Below are 19,445 nucleotides of genomic sequence, written 5' to 3' on the forward strand. Positions count from 1 at the left end.
ACAGGATTCGAGTTCAGGCCCTTCCAATTTCGCACCGCCAGCGCAGAGCGCACGGGAAGGGTGATGTCGTCTGACCACGCGGCCCTTGCTTATGCGGTAGCCACACAGGTTGCCTTGTGCACTATCGTGGGGATCGATGGCAGCTTCTCGCGTCGGTGCGGCGCGCAACTGGCCGTCGGCCGCGACGGCACGCTGGTAGGGGACATGGCCGACAACTGCCTGCAGAATGAATTGGCGGCCCAGGCGACGATTTCCGCGCGCGAGGGGATCATAAAACTGCTGCGCTATGGCAAGGGGTCGCCATTTATCGACTTTCGTCTCCCTTGCGGGTCGGGCCTCGACATCCTGATCGACCCCGCTCCGCAAGCGCACCAACTGTCGAAGTGCGTGGCGGATCTCGGGGCACGCCGGGCGACCGCGCTGCCGTTAGCCGTTCCGGCCGCTGCGGATCGCCGTTTCTTGCGTGTGAGACGCTACATTCCGCGGCTCCGGCTACTTGTGTTGGGAACGGGGGCAGAGTGCAAGGCTCTGCAGCGGCAGGCCGAGGCAACTGACGTCGATGTCGAATTGCGCGCGGCCGGCCAGCAGTTTGCCCTGAATACGGTCCCCACCGGGATTTCGGCCGATCCCTGGACAGCCGTACTGCTCCTGTTTCACGATCATGAATGGGAGCATGCCCTTCTCGCATGGGCTCTTCGCACGCCGGCGTTCTACATCGGGTGCCAGGGCGGCGCGCAGGCGCGCGCGCGGCGGCTAGAGTTGCTGCGCGCGGACGGGTTTGATGATGCCGCCTTGGCCCGCATCAATAGCCCCGTGGGTCTCGTTCCCCGTGCTCGCTCGCCCGAGGTTCTGGCCCTGTCGATTCTTTCGGAAGTGGTTGGTGCATATGAAGCATTGCATCCCCATCCATGAGCGGCCGTCTTTGCATAGCTATCATGGCGGCCGGCGCGGCCCGCCGTTTTGAAGGACCCAAGCTTGACGCGGAATTTTCTTCAAAACGCCTTGGACGCCATGCGGTGGATGCGGCTCTAGGGCTCGATACCAAAAGCTTGGTCATTGTCGTTGGCGATACCTGCCCCAAATTCGCGAGGGAGGCTGAGGCAGAGGGGCACGCCGGGCTTCTGTTCAATCCGGAGGCCGGGCTGGGCCTTGCGGGATCGATCGCGGTCGGCGTAAGGCATGCCGCGGAGACAAAGTGCGAAAAATTGCTGCTTATGCTGGGCGACATGCCGTTCGTCACATCCTCGACGCTGCGCCGTCTCGCCGACGCGGCAACTGTCGGCGGTCTGTCCGCGACGCATTATCCAGGCGGCAAGGCTGGCATCCCCATATGTGTGACCGACAGGCACTTCGATGATATGCTGTCGCTGACGGGCGATCGAGGTGCCTCATCTTATCTGCGCGGAGAGCCGCAATGTCGCAAGATCGACGTACCGGCTCGCGAGTTAGCAGACATCGATACCAGAATGGACCTTGCAACATTATCTATTGCACCATGGCATTGATTCGCGTGAAGCCGGATCGGCGTTTCTCTACCGGGCCATTGCCTGTCGGGGCAAGCACATGCCGGCGCGCTAAATGAAGCCGGAATCCGTACGCTATACAGGTGCTGGCCGGTCGGCGCGATGAATTGATGCTGCTGTCGACCGAACAGCCAAAGTTTCTTGTGCAGCTATGCCGCGCATGTCAGGGACATGCGCAATAAGTGAGCGTGCCGTAGCGGAGGGAATACGAAGTTCGATGTGGTGATCGTAGGTGCCGGGCACGGCGGGGCACAGGTCGCAGTGATGCTGCGTACTCAAAAAGTTCGAGGGCAGCATTGCGATCGTCGGCGAGGAACCTGAACTGCCCTACGAGCGACCGCCGTTGTCGAAAGAATATTTCGCCGGCGAGAAGGAATTCGAGCGCATCCAACTGCGTCCCGCCAAATATTGGGACGAGCGCGAAGTGACGATGCTTCTTGGTGAGCGGGTGGTTTCCGTCGACCCGGTGGGCCATATCGTCACGACCGACGATGGCAAGGCGATCGGTTACGGCAAACTCGTGTGGGCGACCGGCGGCCGTCCGCGCATGCTCTCGATTCCCGGCGGTGATCTTCCCGGCGTCCAGGGTGTGCGCACCCGCGCCGATGCCGATGCGATGAAGGCCGCCTCCGAAAGCGCACGTCAGATCGTTGTAATCGGTGGCGGTTATATCGGACTCGAGGCTGCGGCCGTGCTCACCAAGGCGGGCAAGAAGGTTGTTCTACTGGAAGCTCTGGACCGCGTCCTCGCACGCGTCGCCGGTGTCGAGTTGTCGCGCTTCTACGAAAAGGAGCATCGGGATCATGGTGTCGATCTGCGGCTTGGCGTCTGCATCGATGCAATCGAAGGCGAGAGCCGTGCCACCGGCGTGCAGTTGTCGAATGGCGAAGTGATTCCGGCCGATCTGGTCATCGTCGGCATCGGTATCGTTCCGGCCGTCGAACCGCTGCTCGCAGCGGGCGCCGAGGGCGGCAATGGCGTACTTGTTGACCGCTTCTGCAAGACGAGCCTTCCGAACATTTATGCAATCGGCGACTGCGCGGCGCATGAGAACGCATTCGCACAAGGCGCGACGATCCGGCTCGAATCAGTGCAGAACGCCAACGACCAGGCGAATGTCGTCGCAAAGGGGATACTAGGCTACGAGAGTCCATATCATGCGATCCCGTGGTTCTGGTCCAACCAGTACGACCTCAAGCTTCAGACCGCGGGGCTGTCCACAGGGCACGATCAGGCGGTACTACGCGGCGATCCTGCCGCGCGCAGCTTCTCAATCGTCTACCTCAAGGCGGGCAGGGTAATCGCCATAGACTGCGTCAACGCGACGAAGGATTATGTTCAGGGCCGTATGATCGTGACGGCGGGGCTCGTGGCCCCATTCGAAAAGATTGCGGACACCGAAATATCACTAAAAACTCTTTTGCCTCACGAGACTCAAAGAGCGGAGTAGATCGTCCCCTGGATCTTATTGCTTCGGCGTGGCAACCGCCTTCCCGTCAAGCCCAGGAAGCGCAACCAGCTTAACCGGTCCCAGATCAGCTATTCCACCGATATGTCGGTGAAATTGTTTTGGGCCGCAGGATTAGCCCCTTGAGCATCGTCACCGGATCATAGGGACAACAGCCGCCATTGGCACCGTTGCCATAAGCCCGCTGCACTCCCAGCGTCGGGCGAAACGCCTCGAAGTCGAGCAGGCGGGGCTGGCCGCCTCCAGTCAGATGGACCGAATCTAATCAGCTGTAGAATGTCGAGAGTTTGATGGAGGCCGCCATCTTCAATGTTTTCGCGATGCCCCGCGCGCTCGAGCGATGCTCTGTTCGACATCGGCCCATGGCTGGCGATCGGGTGCGAAGGTTGCACGGATGTAGCGGACGAGGTCGGCAAGCTGGCGATCATCAATGTAGGCGCGGAACGCGGGCATCGTTCCGTGCGTTCCGGCCGCCGGCGTCGCGATTCCGTCCAGGATAACACGGATAAGATTATCGGGCCGGTCCGAACGGACGTTCGTGTTGAGTGCGAGTTGTGGACGAATTCCGAACAGGTCGCGCCTTTCCACACCGGTGTGGCACACGGCGCACGCGCCATCGTAGAGGCGAGCGGCTGAAGTGTCCGGCGTTGCCGCGATCGCGGCGTTCGATGCGGCGATCAGCGCATTCGCCGTCGCGGCGTCTTCACGACTATCTAGCGATGCGAGGTAATGCGCCATTGCCCGCACGTCAGCATCCGCCGCGTCGCGCAGTTCCGCCACGACCGGCGCCATCGGCCCTGCTGCCGACCCGTGGCGTGGAGCGTAGCCGTGGCGGAGATATTGGTAATAATCCGCCTCGCTCCAGCGCAGCGTTGAAGGTGATCGCTCTCCCAGCGCAGGAGCTTCCCAGCCATCTGCCTCGCCGCCGACAAGATAGCTACGGTCCCCCATTTCGGCGCCGAGCGCGTTGCGCGGGCTGTGACAGGCGGAGCAATGGCCGAGTCCGTCGACCAAGTAGCGGCCGCGGTTCCATTGCGCGCCGCGGTCGGGCATGGCCGCCATCGGCCCTTGCTTCAGAAACAGGGCGTTCCAGCCCGCAAGCGTGAACCGGAGGTTGAACGGGAAGGAAAGGCGCGTCGCGGGCGGGTTATGCCGTACTGCGGGCTGCGCCATCAGATAGGCATAGAGCGCCTCGAGGTCCGCATCGCTGGTCTTCGTGAAGTGGGTGTAGGGGAAGGCGGGGTAAAGGTGGCGTCCGTCCCGCGCGATGCCGCGCCGCATCGCGCGTTCGAACGCGGCGTAGGACCACGAACCGATGCCAGTTTCGGGATCTGGGGTTATGTTAGTGCCGTAGATCGTACCGAACGGACTTTCTATCGCATAACCGCCCGCGAAGCGCGCACCCCCGGGGGCCGTGTGACAGATCGCGCAGTCGCCAATGGCGGAAAGCTGACGGCCGCGCTCGATGGTCTGCGCGCTGTAAAGATTGGAAAGCGGACGATCGATTGGCGCAATTGCAGCGCGCCAGGGCAGTGCAGCACCAATCAGTCCGGCAAGACTCAGCGACGCGCCCGCGAATATCGTCATCCATGGCCTGACGCGCCTGCGCGTCGGCGCCACGGCGGCTGCCGCGAGCATCGTGACGCCCAGTGCCTCGCGCACCTTGTCGGCGGTGAAAGGCGGTTCGCGGAAGCGCACGCCGCAGGCATCATAAATTGCGTTGGCGATGGCCGCGGCGCTTGGAACCGAGGCGGATTCTCCCGCACCCAGTGGCGGCTGATCCGGCCGATCGATCATTCGGGTGTCAATGCGGGGTAATTGCGTGAAGGGCAGTATGGAATATCCGCCCCATTCGCGCTGAGCCGGCATGCCCTGAGCGAAGGTCACCTGCTCGCGCGTCGCGCGGCTGACCGATTGGATAACATTGCCGTGGATCTGGTGCTGCACCCCCGCTGGATTTACCATCATGCCCGCATCGTGGCCGTTGACGATACGGGTGACGGCGACCTCGCCCGTTTTGCGGTTGACCTCGACATCGGCGACCCATGCCGACCAAGCCGCTCCGTAGCCGGGAAAGGTGCTGTGAACGTAGAGCGCATAAGCGAAGCCGCGCCCGTACAGGATGTCGCCATCGCTGCCGTGCGATCCCCAGCGGTTGTGCGGTGTCCAGCCGGCCTGCTCTGCGGTCTGCAAGACCAGATCGCGCGCGCGGGAATCGTTGAGGTAGCGCAGCCGATACTCGATCGGGTCGACTTGCGCCTCTGCTGCGGCTTCATCGATCCAGCTTTCGTGCGCGAAGCTGTTAGGCAGCGCCGACACGCCGCGCAGCCAGGATGCGCGCACGATCGGTGGCATGTCGTGCACAGTCACGCGCATGTTTGCATAGTCGTAAGGCGCGACCGAGGTCCGATCGCCCATTTTCCAAGTCTCGGCGATCGGCGGGATCCGCCCCGTCAGCAGGAGTGCAAGTGTCGGCGCGCCGTTAGAAGGATAGCGCGACTGAAAATCGTAAGCCGTCACGTCGCCGGCGGCATCCAGTCCCCCGTCTATCTCGATGAGCTGGGCGGCTCCCTTTGGCTCCCAGATATGTTCCTGCTCCCGGGTGAGTTGTACGCGTACGGGTGCGCCCACCGCGCGCGACAGCAAAGCGGCATCGGCGCACACATCGTCGGCGCAGTTGCGGCCGTAACAGCCGGCGGCTTCCATGCGCACGATCTCGATGGCCTCGAGTGGCAGATTGAGCAGGTGGGCGATATCGGCGCGCAGTGGATAGGGGTTCTGTGTGCCCGACCAGATGGTGACCCCGTCTGGCCGCACGTCCGCCACGCCACAGGACGGGCCTATTGAGCCGTGGAGTTGATAGGGCCAGACATAGCGTCGCGGCAGGCGACGGTCGGCCTCGGCGAGCGCGCGCTCGACATCGCCCTTGTCCTGCAATCGGCGCGGGGTGGAAGGGTTCGTGCTGAGCGCGGCGACGAGATCGTCAAGCGATCGCAGCTCAGGCACATCTTTCCAGATCGCCTTCAGCGCTGCCGCCGCCGCTTCGGCCTGCTCCTCGCGCTCGGATACGATACCGATGAAGTCGCCCTCCACCACTACCGCAACAATGCCACCTATATGCGCGATCGAAGCCTCATCCACGCTGATCAGGCTGGTGCCGACGAACGGGCCATGATCGACGCCGCCATAGGGTGGCCGCACTACCCGCCCGTGCAACATGCCAGCCACGCGCATATCGTGGACGAAGGTGAGCTCACCGGAGACCTTGGCGGGAATGTCGACACGCGGCTGCGGCCGGCCGACGACGCGATAGTCGGATGGCGCCTTGACGGGGTGGTTCTCGTCAAGTGGAAGCACGATGTGCCGTCCGCGCACGAGCTGCGCATAGTCGACCCGCGCGTCGATCTGGCGGCAGCTGATCGTCCCGTTATCGCTCGACAAGCTATCAGCTGCGACTTGAAGCCGGTCGGCCGCCAAGGCGATCAAGGCAGCGCGCGCCTGCGCCGCCGCCTTGCGAAGCGGGCGCGCGCTGTTCTGAATGCTGTCGCTAGCGATGGTGGGACCCTGATCCGGTGCACGGCCGGTATCGCCGAGCACGATCTCGACACGCGCAACCGAGACATCCAGTTCTTCGGCGACGATCTGCCCCAGTGCTGTACGGATGCCTTGGCCCAGATCGACGTGGCCGCAAAATCCAATCACCGATCCGTCGCCCGCGATGCAGATGAACGGCTCCAACAGGTCGCCGTCTTTGCGCGCGACCATCAATATATCGGGCTCGCGTGCGAGGGCGCAGGCATCCAGCGCCGCGAGGCGCGAACGCATCACGCTCGGTCGTCCTTTGCGATCCGGATGGCGGCGCGAACAGAGTCGAGAATCTCAAGGTGCGCTCCGCACCGGCAGAGGTTATGGCGGAGCGCCTCGCGTATCTCGATATCGCTCGGATCAGGCACGGCATCGAGCAGTGCGGCGATGCGGATGATCATCCCGTTCAGGCAATAGCCGCATTGCGCACCTTGTCCTTCCACGAAGCCACGCTGGACGGCATGCATCTGGCCTGGCGGGGCCAGTCCTTCCAGCGTGGTAATGCGCCGGCCGGTCACCGCGCTGGCAGGCAGCACACAACTCCGCGCCGCCGCGCCATCCACCAACACCATGCACGCGCCGCATTCGCCCAGGCCGCAGCCATATTTGGGTCCGTTCAGGGCGAGATCGTTACGTAGCACCGTCAACAGCGGCGTGTCGGCATCGACGAAAACCATATGGCGTTCGCCATTGACGTCCAGTTGGAGCGCCTCAGACACGTTCCACAATGGTGCGCTGCGGGTCCATCACTGCCACATCGCGCGCCACATGATCGGCGATATCGAACAGCGAGTCGTCCGCAAAATGCCGACCGATCAGTTGCAGGCCAATTGGAAGGCTCTGCGTCGGCCCGGGGAAGGCGAGCGCCGGAAGCCCGAGCAGGTTGGCGGTGACAGTGGGCAGCATTGTCCTGATGATCTCCGGCATGGGAATGCCGCCGGGCTGGTCGGCGTCATTAGCGAACGGCATGCGCCAGCACACAGGCGCCAGCACCGCGTCAAATGGCTCAGTCAGCGCCCGCCATCGACGAAGCAGCGCTCCGCGGCCGGCTAGCGCCGCCGCATAGCCAGCCGGGTCAATGCGGTCAGCCAGCGGCCGCAGTGCTGCCGCGGCGTTGCGAACGAGGGGGTCGCCCAAATCGTCGATCCGCTGGAACAGGCCACCCTTCCCTTCGGCTAGCAGGACCATGTAGAAAAAATATAACTCCTCCCATAACGGTATTTCGAGGGTCTCAACCGAAAATCCGGCGGCTTCGAATTGCGTTGCCGCGAGCGCGAGCGAGTCGACGACCTCTTGGTCGACACCGCTGGCGGGGGCGGCCAGCAGAGCGATCCGCCCTTGCGGCGTGCGGGCACGAGGCTCCGCATCGATGAACCAGGGATCGCGCGGATCGGCGCCCCGCATGCCGTGCAGCCCCAGCCGCAGATCCTCGACCGAGCGCGCGATTGGTCCTTGCGTCACCATGAGCTGCGACAGCAAGGGCCTTTCTGGCGCTCCCGGATCATAGTTGGGTATAGCGCCAAGGCTCGGTTTGAAACCGAATACGCCGCAGCAGGCGGCGGGATGCCGGATCGAGCCCGCCAGGTCCGATCCGTGCGCCACCGCACACATGCCGGTTGCGACCGCGACTGCCGCTCCCCCGCTCGAACCTCCGCACGTGATTGCGCTGTCGTGCGGATTCAGCGTCGCGCCATGCAGCGCGTTCGACGTAAACCAACGCCAGGAAAAGGCGGGCACGTTGGTGCGGCCGAACAGAATTGCGTCCGCCCGGCGCAGGTTGGCGACAACCGGAGCGTCTTCCGTCGCGATAGCGTCACGAAACGCCACGACGCCGTTAGAGGTCGCGCAGCCGCGTTGGGCGACATTGGTCTTCGTCGTGACGGGCACCCCGTCGAGCGGCCCACCCGGCTCTCCCTGTGCGCGCCGCGCGTCGGACGCGCGCGCAACCGCGATCGCCTCCTCGCGTCGATCGTCGACAATCGCATTGAGGATCGGATTAACCGCATCGACACGGTCAAGAAACGAACGGAGCACGTCCTCCGCCGACAGTTCTCCAGCAGCGACGGCGCGGGCAATTCTGGCAACCCCCCATTGCCATGGCGCATCCGTCGCCATCCTAAAGGTCCAATCCAGCGGTCACGCAACCGATCCCGGTCACGCCCAAGCCACCGTCAGCGTTGATCACCGCGCCGGTTGTAACTTTTGACGCCGTGCGCGATGCCAGCAGCACATAGGAAGCCGCGTAATCCTCGGCTTGAGGTGATATCGCGAGCGGAATGGCTCTGGCGATCAACTCGTCGCTGCGACCTTCTATCAACGAGCGTCCATCCAGATGAAGCGCGGCGGGCCCGCTCAGGTTGGAATGCAACGCACCCGGCGCGACCGCGTTGACGCGGATCTTGGGCGCGAGTTCATGCGCGAGCTGGCGGACCAGACCAACAACAGCATGTTTCGAAGCTGTGTACAAAGGCCCGCCCCCTCCGGGATAGAAGCCTGCGTTGGAGATGGTGAAGACCATGTTCCCGCGGGTAGCGGCGAGCGCGGGTGCCGCTGCACGTGCGCCGAGAAGGCCACCGCGGACGTTGATTGCGAAAAGCTCGTCGAAAGCCTGTTCAATTTTTTCGGCTGGAAGATCGATTACCGAAAGGCCGCCGTCCCAGATGCCAGCATTAGCGATGAAGATATCGAGCTTGCCGAATGTCGCGGTCGCCATCTCCACCGCCCGCTCATTGTCGGCGAGGCGCGAAACATCACCATGCACAGCGGCGACGGAATCGCCGAGCTCAGCGGCGACGGACGCCAGTCGCGTCGCATCGCGATCAAACACGACGACACGCGCGCCTTCGTTCACGAACCGACGGACAATAGCCAAGCCCAATCCCGACGCGCCGCCCGTCACGATAGCGACGTCTCCACTCAACCAACCCATTTCAATCTCCCTAATATCTTCGACTACGCTGATTTGCGCATACTCCAGCCGCCTTCCCTCAGCCCATCGAGCAGCCGGATGCGGGCGTGGTCGACATGGTCGTGTACCAATGTCGCAAAATCGTCGGCCTTACGGCGCAAAAAAGCCTGGATGAGGGCGTCATGTTCGTCCTGCGCTTCGTCGAGGTCGCCGGTCAGATACACCTCCATGCGAATATAGGGCTCAAGCCGATTTCGGATCGTCTCAAGAACGCGCGCGTGCTGCGGCAAGCCGGCCGGGGCCAGCAACGCGTCGTGAAATTCGACATTGAGATCGAACCAGCGCAACCGATCGCGCGTGTCACCCGATGTCGTGCATTTTACTAGCGCGCCAAGTTCCATGTTCATTTTCTGAACGATAGCGACATCGTCGGCGCTTCGGCGCTCCGCCGCTACCCGCGCGAGCTTGACTTCGATCATGGCCCGCAGGTCAAAAAGCTCTTGTATCTCGTCCAAATCTAGGGAGGTCACCGAATAGCCACGATTGGCATGAAGAACGACCAATCCTTCGGCAACGAGCCGTGGAAGAGCTTCGCGCAACGGGCCTCGGCTGACGCCTAGCCGCGCGGCCATCTCTTCTTGCCGTAGCATTTGCCCCGGCGCCAACACGCCATTAAGAATCGCAACCCTGATTTGATTGTAGACAGCTCCCGGCAGCGCGCCGCGCGACTCCGAAAAAACGGCCTGTTTTTCCTTCATTGTCGAATTGCTCCTCAAGAATATTAGACAATATTTACAGCAATAGGCGCGAAATTCAACCCGCCTTATTCGGAGTGGGCCTGATGCTTGCGGGATGAGTTTTTAACATATTGAAATTCAATAATTCTTTCATATTTAGCAAAAAATTCGCGCGTTGCTTGACTCAAGGGCCGAGCATGATATTGTCGACAATCCTGAAACGATGCGGTGGACCCAATGCAGCTCGATCAATCGCAGTATGTCTCGTCCGATGGCGCACAAGTTCGACGTTCCATCTATTCCGATGAAGCTGTCTATCGCCGTGAGCTCGAAGAAATTTTCTCGAAGCGCTGGCTTCTTGTCGGCCATGAAAGCCAGTTGTCGACAAAATCATCCTATTTTACATCGTTCATGGGCGAGGACCCCGTCGTGGTCACCCGCGGCTCTGACGGAAAGATCAATGTCTTCCTCAATGCCTGCAGCCATCGCGGGGCGAGGATTTGCCTTGACGACTCGGGCGAGGCCAGCCGGCTAGTCTGTCCATATCACGCATGGACCTTCGCGATGGACGGGCAGCTGGTCGGCGTGCCGCTCAATAATCGGCTTTATGGCGGCCTGAACAAAGAAGCCTTCGGCTTGAAATGTGTCGCGCAGGTTGAGGAAATGTTCGGGTTGATTTTTGCCACGTTCGCCAGCGACGCTCCGCCGCTTCGCGACGAGCTTGGTGGACTGATCCCCTTTCTGGAGGCGATCTTTGCCCGGACGCCGAGTGGGGTAACATTGGTTGGCAAGCCGCAAAAATGGCGTGTGCCGACGAATTGGAAGGTATATTCCGACAATTTTGCTGGCGACGAATATCATGTCGGCTCCACCCATGGGTCAGCGGTTGAGACGATCGGGTTGGATTGGGACACTTATCTTCGCGGCATCATGCACTGCGCGCTCCCCGGAGGGCATGGCTTTGCCGGACATTTCCATTTTCCCGACGGCGTGGAGAGGCCGTACACGCCAGTTGAGCAGCCGGACATGTTAAGTCCGGCCACTCAAGCCTATTATCAATCGGTTGTCGACAAGCTCGATGAGCGCGTCAGTCCTATCCACGGGCGGTGTCAGTGGGTCGCGGGCAACGTCTTTCCAAACTGGTCGCTGCTCCCGGTGTTCAACACTTTTCGTATCGCGCATCCCAAGGGCCCCGGAGAGATCGAGCTCTGGTCTTATGTTTATGTCGACAAAGAGGCGCCTGACGACGTTCGTAGGGAACTGAGCAAGTTCTACAATTTCAACTTTGGTCCGGCCGGCATCATCGAACAGGATGATTCCGCAGTGTGGGAGAGTATCTACGTCTCCTCCAAAGGCCAGCAGGGCCGCGACGCGATCTCCCATTTCCATATGGGGCTGGGGAATGAGGCCTGGCATGAGGGCCTGGGTTGCTTCGTGACCGACCAGCTGAGCGAAGCCGCGCAGCGCAACTTCTACAAGCAGTGGGCAAGCGCGATCGGAACTCGGTCATGAGCCGGGTCGCCGTCGATCCTGAGTGCTATCTGGCCGTCGAGCAGTTTCTTTATCGCGAGGCACGACTGCTCGATGAGCGTGACTTCGAGGGTTGGCTGGGAATCCTCGCCCCTGACATCCACTATTGGGCTCCGAACCGCGTGAACCGCATTGTCAGCGCAAAGCCCGGCGATCGCGACGTGGCGCATGAATTGAGCCCGGTTGGCGATCCCGCAATCTACGATGAAACGTTCGAGGACCTGAGGCTTCGCATCGCGCGCACGACTACTGCCAAGCAGCTTTGGTGCGAAAACCCGCCTTCCCGGGTGCGGCACATGATCTCTAACATTGAGGCGTATGTCGCCGATGAGGCGGACGAAGAACTCGATGTTTATTCAAACTTCGTTGTCTATCAAGCTCGCTTCGATGAAGCAGGAACTACGTTCTTTGGTGCTCGAATCGACCGGTTACGTAAGGTCAATGGCAATCTGATGATTGCAAAGCGGAAAATTATTCTTGATTTAACTGTAATTCCGACTGGGGCCGTCACAGTATTCTTTTAGAATTTTGTAAATCGGATTTTTCTGATCGAAAATTTGGGGGAGGTATGAGCATGCTGGGCAGACTTTTAATTGTCTTGTGTGGAACCACATCGGCAGTGGCGCTGGGATCACCGGCTCGTGCCCAGACGGAGGCCGCACCTGCTGATACGCAAGCGGCGCCCTCGGGCTCCGACATTGTCGTCACCGCCCAGCGCCGCTCGGAAACTGTGCGTGAGGCGCCCGCTGCAATCACAGCTTTAGGCCCGCTGACTTTGCAGAATAACGCGATCCGCGACTTCCAAGGGATCGCACAGATTGTGCCAAATCTCCAATCCTATTCGCCCTATGGCGAAGGCGCGACGCCGGTGTTCACGATGCGCGGTATTGCCGCGAACGATTATGCGATGAACAATGGTCGTCCGATTGCGATCTATCTCGATGACAGTGTGCGCGGCCTGAGCATTTTCGAGGCGGTGCCATTGTATGACATGGAGCGTGTAGAAGTGCTTCGCGGGCCGCAGGGCGCACTTTACGGGCGCAATGCCACTGCCGGAGCGATTTTGGCGATCACACGCAAGCCCGGTTTCGAAACCGAGGGTTATGTCACGGCCAGCTATGGCAACCTTGACCGCAGGCACATTGACGGTGCCATCAATCTCCCCTTGTCGGACAAGGTCGCGGTTCGGCTTGCGACCACCTACACGAAGGACGATGGATATGTGACGAACCGGTTCCCCGGCGGTCGCAACCAAAGCCAGACCGATGTTTTTTCGGCGCGGGGCAGCATCCGGTATGATTCCGGTGATGGTCTCGATGTGGTTGCGCGAGGTTATTACGCACGCTCTGGGGGGGAGGCCGCGGGGGTTCTGCCCAAGAATATCAATCCAGCCTTCATTCCGGCCAATGTGCGCGATGGTTTGGGTTTTTATGAGACCAGTGCCAATTTCCAGCGCGAGAAGGATTTTGAAGGTTATGGCTTCAGCCTGAACCTCGAAGCGCCTCTTGGATCATTTGCGGATTTTGCGCTCACTGCCTCTTATGATCATGCAACTTTTCTGGCGCCGCTTGACGATGACGGGCTGCCGGTCTCCATCATCGATGGCGATTTCAACGTCCGCGGTGCCCGTCAATTTTATGCAGAAGCCCGGCTGTCCTCCAGCGGGGATAACGGACTGGACTGGTTGATTGGCGCCAATTACGTCAACGATCGCGCTGCTGTCGAAAACGCTCTTCGCTTTTTCAATGATCCTGCTTTTTACACACCGGGCACGGGTTACACGGTGACGCCGACCTTTGGCGGGCCGCTCAATGGCGCGCCGTTTAACCAGTTTAACGCCTTTGTTCAAAAACGTGACGGGTTCGCGGTGTTCGGTCGGCTCACCTACGAAGTGTCACCCGGATTTTCGCTTACCGGCGGCATTCGTTACAGCCGCGACACGGTCAAAGCGCAAGATTACGGTGGTTGCATCACTCTTGCGCCGGTGCCGGTAGGTGCGCCCAATTTTGATAATTTCTGCACCTTCACCAACGCCCCGGTATTCCCTGTAATTCTGGGCTTTGCCGATGCCAATCTCTCCCGGAGTTCGGACAATATTAGCATTGAAGCCGTGGCTTCCTATGAAGTGACTGGTCAATTGAACGTCTATGCGTCCTACAAGCAAGGTTACCGAGCCGGCGCCGTGGCTAGCCAAGCTTTTGCCGCGGCCAATCTGGCTTATATTGTCGATCCGGAAAAGGCTCGGAGCTTCGAAGTTGGCCTGAAAGGCGAATGGTTCGATCGCCGGGTGCAAGTCAATGTTGCGGCGTTCCATCAGGAATCCAAGGATCTGCAGACATACAAGTATATTGCTGGCGCCCAGATTGTCGGCAATGTTGATGGCCGCGTTTACGGCGTGGAGGTGGAGACGACGCTTCGCCCATTCGACGCACTGGTTCTCAATGCCAGCCTGACAGCGCAGAAACCAGAGTATCGCGGATCACTTCTCGGGTTTCCGACCATTGGTGAGCAGTTGATCGGCGCATCAAAGTATACTGCTGGATTCAACGGGACGTTGACACTGTTTGACAACAAATCAGGTAAACTTAGCCTTTTCGGCAATGCTCAATACAAGTCGCGCCAGTTCTTTGATCCCGTCAACACGATCGAGTTTTCCCAGCCGGGATATTGGCTTGTTGATGCCAGGTTGAGCTACGCGCCGTCTGAGAAACTAACCATATCGCTGTTCGGCAAAAATCTGACCAAGACAGAATATACGCCCTATGGCTTCGCCGCCCGCAACGATTTCGGATATGACATTTTCCAGCGGGGAGAGCCCCGCACCTATGGGGTTGAGGCAAGCTTTCACTTCTAAATATCCAGAATCACGAACAGAAAGACAGGAGCAACCGTGTCGCACAATGTTACTTATCTTAATCCAGAAGGGCTTGCGCCAGCTCAAGGCCTCTATTCGCAGGCGGGACGGGTGGATGGAGGGCGAACGCACTTTATCGCCGGCCAGCTCTCGGTCGGCGGCGATGGTGAAATAGCTGGCGTGGGCGATTTCGCGGCCCAGTTTGAGCAAGTCTTCGATAATCTCGGCGCTGTCCTCGACAAGCTCGGCATGGGTTTTGACGATATCGTGAAGTTCAACACCTATCTGTTGGACGCCGATATGATCGATCTCTTTATGGCCGAGCGAGCCAAGCGGTTCCCAGCGCTGTTCCGCACCGACGTCTATCCGCCCAACACGTTGTTGGTTGTCAATCGCCTGGTTGATGCCCGCTTCATGATCGAGGTCGAGGCCGTCGCGGTGTCGGGAAGCTGAGGATCATAGCTATGCCCCGAGTGACCGCCGGAATCGCCATGTCCCATGCTCCAGGCATGATAGGCTGGCCGGAAACAATAGGCGAGGCCGAGCGTCACCGCATGGAGGCGGCGTGCGCGCAGATCGCAACATATCTGGATGAACGGCGACCCGATGTCCTGATCGCCTTTCTTGATGATCATTTCGAGCAGATGTACCGCTCGCTGACTCCCACCTTTGCAATCGGGGTCGCGGATATGCATTCGGGCCCCCCCGAGTATTGGCAACCTGTGTTGCGCATGGATGGTGCCAAAGACATTCCGGGCTCCCCCAAGTTCGCAGAACATCTCCTCCGCGAAACCGTCCATGCCGGGTTTGACGTCGCACGGGTGGGTCCGGTCGAATACGGCAACAACCTGATCGTTGTTTTGGAACTGATCCGCAATGCCTATGACATCCCGGTCATACCGGTGTTCCTCAACGTCTACACCCCGCCCCTGCCGACGATGCGCCGGGCTTATGCCTTCGGCGAAGCGATCCGTGCGGCGGTGGATGCTTATGGCGAGGACATCGATGTCGGCTTTTTGGCAACGGGCGGGCTATCGCACTCGCCGCCGATCTGGCTCGAACATGTGCATGGCGGTCGTGAGGAGGAATTCCATCCGTATCTCCAGAACATCAAACGCTTCCAGCATGAGGGGCGCGCTGTTCTTGACGATATTCCAGACTTGATGACGCAAATGGCGGAACTCGAGCAGGACATGATGCGCACGTCCAATGAGCCGTTGACCAATCCTGAATGGGACCTCGCGTTTCTCGATGTCATCACGTCTGGCGACGCCCACCGCGTTCAGGCGATGAGCTATGACGAGATCGAGGCTGGCGGCGGCTTCGGCGCACATGAGGTGCTGAACTGGGCCGCGCTGATGGGGGCGATGAATGGCGCCCCCGCAACTCTCGTCGATTATCAATCCGTGCCGGAATGGATCACGGGCATTGGATATATGACCTATTAAATTCGCCCTCGCGGAGAATTGAAATTCAAGGAGTATGTAATGAAGTTGCTTTCCATCCGCCACGACGACAAGGAGCATGTCGCCGAACTTGAAGGCGAGACATTGCACCTGCTCGACGCGCCGTCCATGTTGGCCCTCATTGACGCTGGCGGGGCAGTACGCACCGGCGCCACGCTTCCGCTTGAAGGGGTTGCTATACTGGCGCCGATCCCGCGACCGCGACGCAACATCCTGTGCGTCGGCAAAAACTATCACGCGCACGCCCACGAATTCACGCGGAGTGGCTTTGATTCCAGCGCATCAAGTGCGGCCGACGCGATTCCCGAGCACCCGATCCTGTTCACAAAATTTCCTGAGACCGTAATCGCTTCGGGCGATCTCATCCCTTATCCCGACGGCGTGTCGGAAGCGGTCGATTATGAAGCCGAGATTGCGGTCGTGATCGGGAAGACCTGCCGGCGCGTAAGTAAGGCTGACGCGCTGGCTCATGTCTTCGGCTACACCTTGATCAACGATGTCACTGCTCGCGACCTGCAGAAGCTTCACAAGCAGTGGTTTATTGGCAAGTCGCTCGATGGTTTCTGTCCGATGGGCCCTGCTCTAGTGACCGCGGACTCGGTTGCCGTCGATGCGATCGATATCGAATGCCGTGTCAATGGCGAGCAGCGTCAGGCGGCTATCAGTCGCGATCTGATCTTTGATATCCCTACATTAATCGAAACGCTGTCAGCGGGGATCACCCTGTACCCCGGTGATGTGATCGCGACCGGTACACCGGTGGGCGTCGGAATCGGTTTCGATCCGCCAAAATATCTGAAGAAGGGGGACGTGGTGGAAGTCTCTTCGAGCGCGATCGGTCTCCTGACCAACAGCGTAGCCTGAGCTACTATGAAAGAGCCCATGCTCTGAGCAAGCCTCGCTCGCCAATATCATTGGTACTCAAATGATATCGGCTTCAAGCCGGTAAGGGCGCGATCTTAACGGAGAGCTATGGTGTATAAAAACCTGATCGGCGGTGATTGGGTCGGTTCTGACCGTTTTCGGCGAAACGTCAATCCTTCCGATCTCGACGAGGTTATTGGCGAATATGCGCAGGCGACGGCGGCCGACACGGACGCGGCGATAGCGAGCGCGCACGCCGCATCAGACGGCTGGGCCGTCGCGTCCCCGCAAGCGAAGTTTGACGCGCTCGACTTCGTCGGCACGGAGCTGCTTGCGCGGGCGGATGAACTGGGCAATCTACTCGCGCGCGAAGAAGGCAAAATCCTGATCGAGGCGGTCGCCGAAGTGCGACGCGCGGGCCAGATATTCAAATTCTTCGCCGGCGAATCGGTTCGTACCGGCGGAGAGCAGTTGGCGTCCATCCGCGAGGGTGTCGACGTTGAGGTGACCCGCGAGGCACTGGGTGTCGTGGGCCTGATCACGCCCTGGAATTTTCCGATTGCGATACCCGCCTGGAAGACGGCGGCGGCACTCGCACATGGCAATTGCGTCGTTCTGAAACCCGCCGACAGCGTACCGGCAAGCGCTTGGGCGCTAGCCGAGATCATCAGCCGATCGCCTATGCCGCGCGGCGCCTTCAATCTGGCGATGGGCCGCGGACGCGTGGTCGGCCAACGGTTGGTGGAGGATGCGCGCGTTGCAGGCATCAGCTTTACCGGATCGACTCCCACTGGAAGGTTGCTGCGAACGACTGCCACCGAGCGCGGCGCCAAGCTCCAGCTCGAAATGGGCGGCAAGAACCCGCTGGTCGTCCTGGACGATGCCAATCTCGACGTTGCGATAGAGTGCGCGGTCAACGGTGCCTTTTTTTCCACGGGACAGCGGTGTACAGCTTCATCGCGCCTGATCGTACAGAAAGGCATCTATTCCCGCTTTGTCGCGGCGTTGGCCAAACGTGTCTCCAACTTGCGGGTAGGCCATGCGCTCGATCCTGAAGTCCAAATCGGTCCAGTGACCGATGAAGATCAACTGCGCCAAAATCTCGAATATATTAAGATCGGCCAAGACGAGGGGGCCCGCCTGGCCTGCGGCGGCGATCTGGTCGACCGCCCGACACGAGGCTTTTTCCTTCAGCCCGCCCTGTTCGTGGACGCCGACAATGCGATGCGTATCGCGCGCGAGGAGATATTCGGCCCGGTCGCCTGTGTTATCCCCGCGGATGATTTCGAGCACGCCCTCGCCCTCGCCAATGACACGCCGTTCGGGCTCAGCGCCGGGATCTGCACCACCTCGCTCAGCTATGCCCGCTCGTTCAAGCGCCGGGCCTTGGCGGGTATGGTGATGGTCAACCTGCCGACCGCTGGCGTTGACTATCATGTCCCCTTCGGTGGCCGGAAGCAGTCGAGCTTTGGTCCTCGCGAGCAGGGCAGCCATGCCCGCGACTTTTTCACCATTGTCAAAACCAGCTACATAGGTTGACCCATATGACATCACATCAGACACTCGGGGCGCGCGCGGGCAGCATCGGGACCGCAACGGTCGATGAACTCGTCGCAATGGCCGAGTCCAAGAACCTCCATCTCCAGCGGGTGACCTGGGTCCACCACTGGACCGAGGGTCTTTTCAGCTTCCGCATCGAGCGCCCGCCCAGCTTTCGTTTTCGCTCGGGCGAGTTTGTCATGATCGGTCTGACGGACGGTGATCGGCCGCTGATGCGCGCCTATTCAATCGCCAGCCCAAGCTGGGAAGATCATTTGGAGTTTTTCTCGGTCAAGGTGCCGAATGGTCCGTTGACTTCACGTCTCCAGCACCTTGAACCGGGCAACCTCATATTCCTTGGGAGGAAGCCCACCGGCACCTTGGTGCTCGACGCGCTTTTGCCGGGTCGGCGTTTATTCATGGTGGGGACCGGTACCGGCCTCGCCCCGTTTCTTTCGGTTTTGCGCGACCCGGATACGCACGAGAAATTCGAACAGATCATTATCACTCATACGGTTCGCGAAGAGCAGGAACTAGCCTACCGGAATTTCCTGGAAGAAGAAATCCGAAATGACGAGATCTTCGGTGAGATGTTGCGGGACCGCTTCGTCTATTATCCCACCGTCACCCGAGGCGAGTTCAAGACGCCCGGCCGCATAACTGATCGTATTCGAGAGGGCGCTTTCGCGGAGGATCTTGGGCTGATTGGCAACCGTTTTCAGCCCGACGCATCCCGCGTGATGGTGTGCGGCTCGATGGCATTCAACAAGGACATGGCGGCGATGCTTGATGAGCACGGGATGGTCGAGGGCAGCAATGCGGCGCCTGGCTCCTATGTTCTGGAACGCGCGTTTGTGGGATAATATTGTTTGTACACAAATGATATTGACTGACCATGCAAGCAGGCATAGGTTCAACGCGACTGGAGACGCGTTCTGTGGATGAGGGTTCAAAATCGGATCAAGGGGATG

Annotated in this window: 15 protein-coding genes and 1 pseudogene; 11 read left to right on the top strand and 5 right to left on the bottom strand. The window is 60.2% G+C overall.

Annotated features, from left to right (window positions below):
* The first annotated feature begins 63 nt into the window (after nt 1-63).
* The 3 genes and pseudogenes from V6U71_RS03620 (at nt 64) to V6U71_RS03630 (ending at nt 2,973) form a co-directional block, all read left to right on the top strand.
* Nucleotides 64-912, top strand: a complete 849-nt coding sequence (locus tag V6U71_RS03620) for an XdhC family protein (RefSeq protein WP_058537105.1) — start codon at nt 64-66, stop codon at nt 910-912.
* Entirely contained in the window at nt 909-1,505 is a 597-nt protein-coding gene (locus V6U71_RS03625; RefSeq protein ID WP_058537104.1) for a nucleotidyltransferase family protein, read from the top strand. The genes V6U71_RS03620 and V6U71_RS03625 overlap by 4 nt, the downstream gene beginning before the upstream one ends.
* Before the next feature lie 282 nt (nt 1,506-1,787).
* Nucleotides 1,788-2,973, top strand: a pseudogene (locus V6U71_RS03630) (NAD(P)/FAD-dependent oxidoreductase).
* 324 nt (nt 2,974-3,297) lie between these two features.
* On the opposite strand, the gene V6U71_RS03635 reads toward V6U71_RS03630, so the two are convergent.
* From V6U71_RS03635 to V6U71_RS03655, 5 genes are read right to left on the bottom strand one after another with little or no spacing between them, the layout of a single operon-like run.
* The gene (locus V6U71_RS03635) at nt 3,298-6,816 is read right to left on the bottom strand and encodes a molybdopterin cofactor-binding domain-containing protein (protein WP_411341011.1); all 3,519 of its coding nucleotides are present in this window, start codon (nt 6,814-6,816) and stop codon (nt 3,298-3,300) included.
* Nucleotides 6,816-7,295, bottom strand: a complete 480-nt coding sequence (locus tag V6U71_RS03640) for a (2Fe-2S)-binding protein (RefSeq protein ID WP_411341012.1) — start codon at nt 7,293-7,295, stop codon at nt 6,816-6,818. The genes V6U71_RS03635 and V6U71_RS03640 overlap by 1 nt, the downstream gene beginning before the upstream one ends.
* Nucleotides 7,288-8,691, bottom strand: coding sequence for an amidase (locus V6U71_RS03645; RefSeq protein ID WP_411341013.1), 1,404 nt, complete (start codon nt 8,689-8,691; stop codon nt 7,288-7,290). The genes V6U71_RS03640 and V6U71_RS03645 overlap by 8 nt, the downstream gene beginning before the upstream one ends.
* A gap of 1 nt (nt 8,692) precedes the next feature.
* Nucleotides 8,693-9,475: a 3-(cis-5,6-dihydroxycyclohexa-1,3-dien-1-yl)propanoate dehydrogenase gene (hcaB, locus tag V6U71_RS03650; RefSeq protein ID WP_411341014.1), complete on the bottom strand. Its 783-nt coding sequence runs from the start codon at nt 9,473-9,475 to the stop codon at nt 8,693-8,695.
* Nucleotides 9,476-9,528: 53 nt separating this feature from the next.
* Entirely contained in the window at nt 9,529-10,242 is a 714-nt protein-coding gene (locus V6U71_RS03655; protein ID WP_411341015.1) for a GntR family transcriptional regulator, read from the bottom strand.
* A 216-nt stretch (nt 10,243-10,458) separates the two neighbouring features.
* Between V6U71_RS03655 and V6U71_RS03660 the strand changes: the two genes are divergently transcribed.
* The 8 genes from V6U71_RS03660 (at nt 10,459) to V6U71_RS03695 (ending at nt 19,337) form a co-directional block, all read left to right on the top strand.
* Nucleotides 10,459-11,733, top strand: a complete 1,275-nt coding sequence (locus V6U71_RS03660) for an aromatic ring-hydroxylating oxygenase subunit alpha (RefSeq protein ID WP_411341016.1) — start codon at nt 10,459-10,461, stop codon at nt 11,731-11,733.
* Nucleotides 11,730-12,275 (top strand): aromatic-ring-hydroxylating dioxygenase subunit beta, encoded by a 546-nt coding sequence (locus V6U71_RS03665; protein ID WP_411341017.1) that lies wholly within the window; start codon nt 11,730-11,732, stop codon nt 12,273-12,275. The genes V6U71_RS03660 and V6U71_RS03665 overlap by 4 nt, the downstream gene beginning before the upstream one ends.
* Before the next feature lie 50 nt (nt 12,276-12,325).
* Complete coding sequence (locus V6U71_RS03670) at nt 12,326-14,605, top strand: TonB-dependent receptor (protein WP_411341018.1); 2,280 nt, start codon at nt 12,326-12,328, stop codon at nt 14,603-14,605.
* A 36-nt stretch (nt 14,606-14,641) separates the two neighbouring features.
* A complete protein-coding gene (locus V6U71_RS03675; protein ID WP_411341019.1) occupies nt 14,642-15,058 on the top strand; it encodes a RidA family protein in 417 nt (138 codons plus the stop codon).
* Nucleotides 15,059-15,069: 11 nt separating this feature from the next.
* Nucleotides 15,070-16,053, top strand: a complete 984-nt coding sequence (locus V6U71_RS03680; protein WP_411341020.1) for a hypothetical protein — start codon at nt 15,070-15,072, stop codon at nt 16,051-16,053.
* Between the two features lie 39 nt (nt 16,054-16,092).
* On the top strand, nt 16,093-16,935 hold the full coding sequence (locus V6U71_RS03685; protein WP_411341021.1) for a fumarylacetoacetate hydrolase family protein: 843 nt from the start codon (nt 16,093-16,095) through the stop codon (nt 16,933-16,935).
* Nucleotides 16,936-17,043: 108 nt separating this feature from the next.
* Nucleotides 17,044-18,474 (top strand): aldehyde dehydrogenase family protein, encoded by a 1,431-nt coding sequence (locus tag V6U71_RS03690; protein ID WP_411341022.1) that lies wholly within the window; start codon nt 17,044-17,046, stop codon nt 18,472-18,474.
* Nucleotides 18,475-18,479: 5 nt separating this feature from the next.
* Nucleotides 18,480-19,337 carry a ferredoxin--NADP reductase gene (locus V6U71_RS03695; protein ID WP_411341023.1) on the top strand — a complete coding sequence of 286 codons (858 nt, stop codon included), beginning with the start codon at nt 18,480-18,482 and terminating at the stop codon, nt 19,335-19,337.
* The last annotated feature ends 108 nt before the right edge of the window (nt 19,338-19,445 follow it).

Origin of the sequence: Sphingopyxis sp. J-6, assembly GCF_046603995.1 — a bacterium.
Taxonomy (GTDB): domain Bacteria; phylum Pseudomonadota; class Alphaproteobacteria; order Sphingomonadales; family Sphingomonadaceae; genus Sphingopyxis.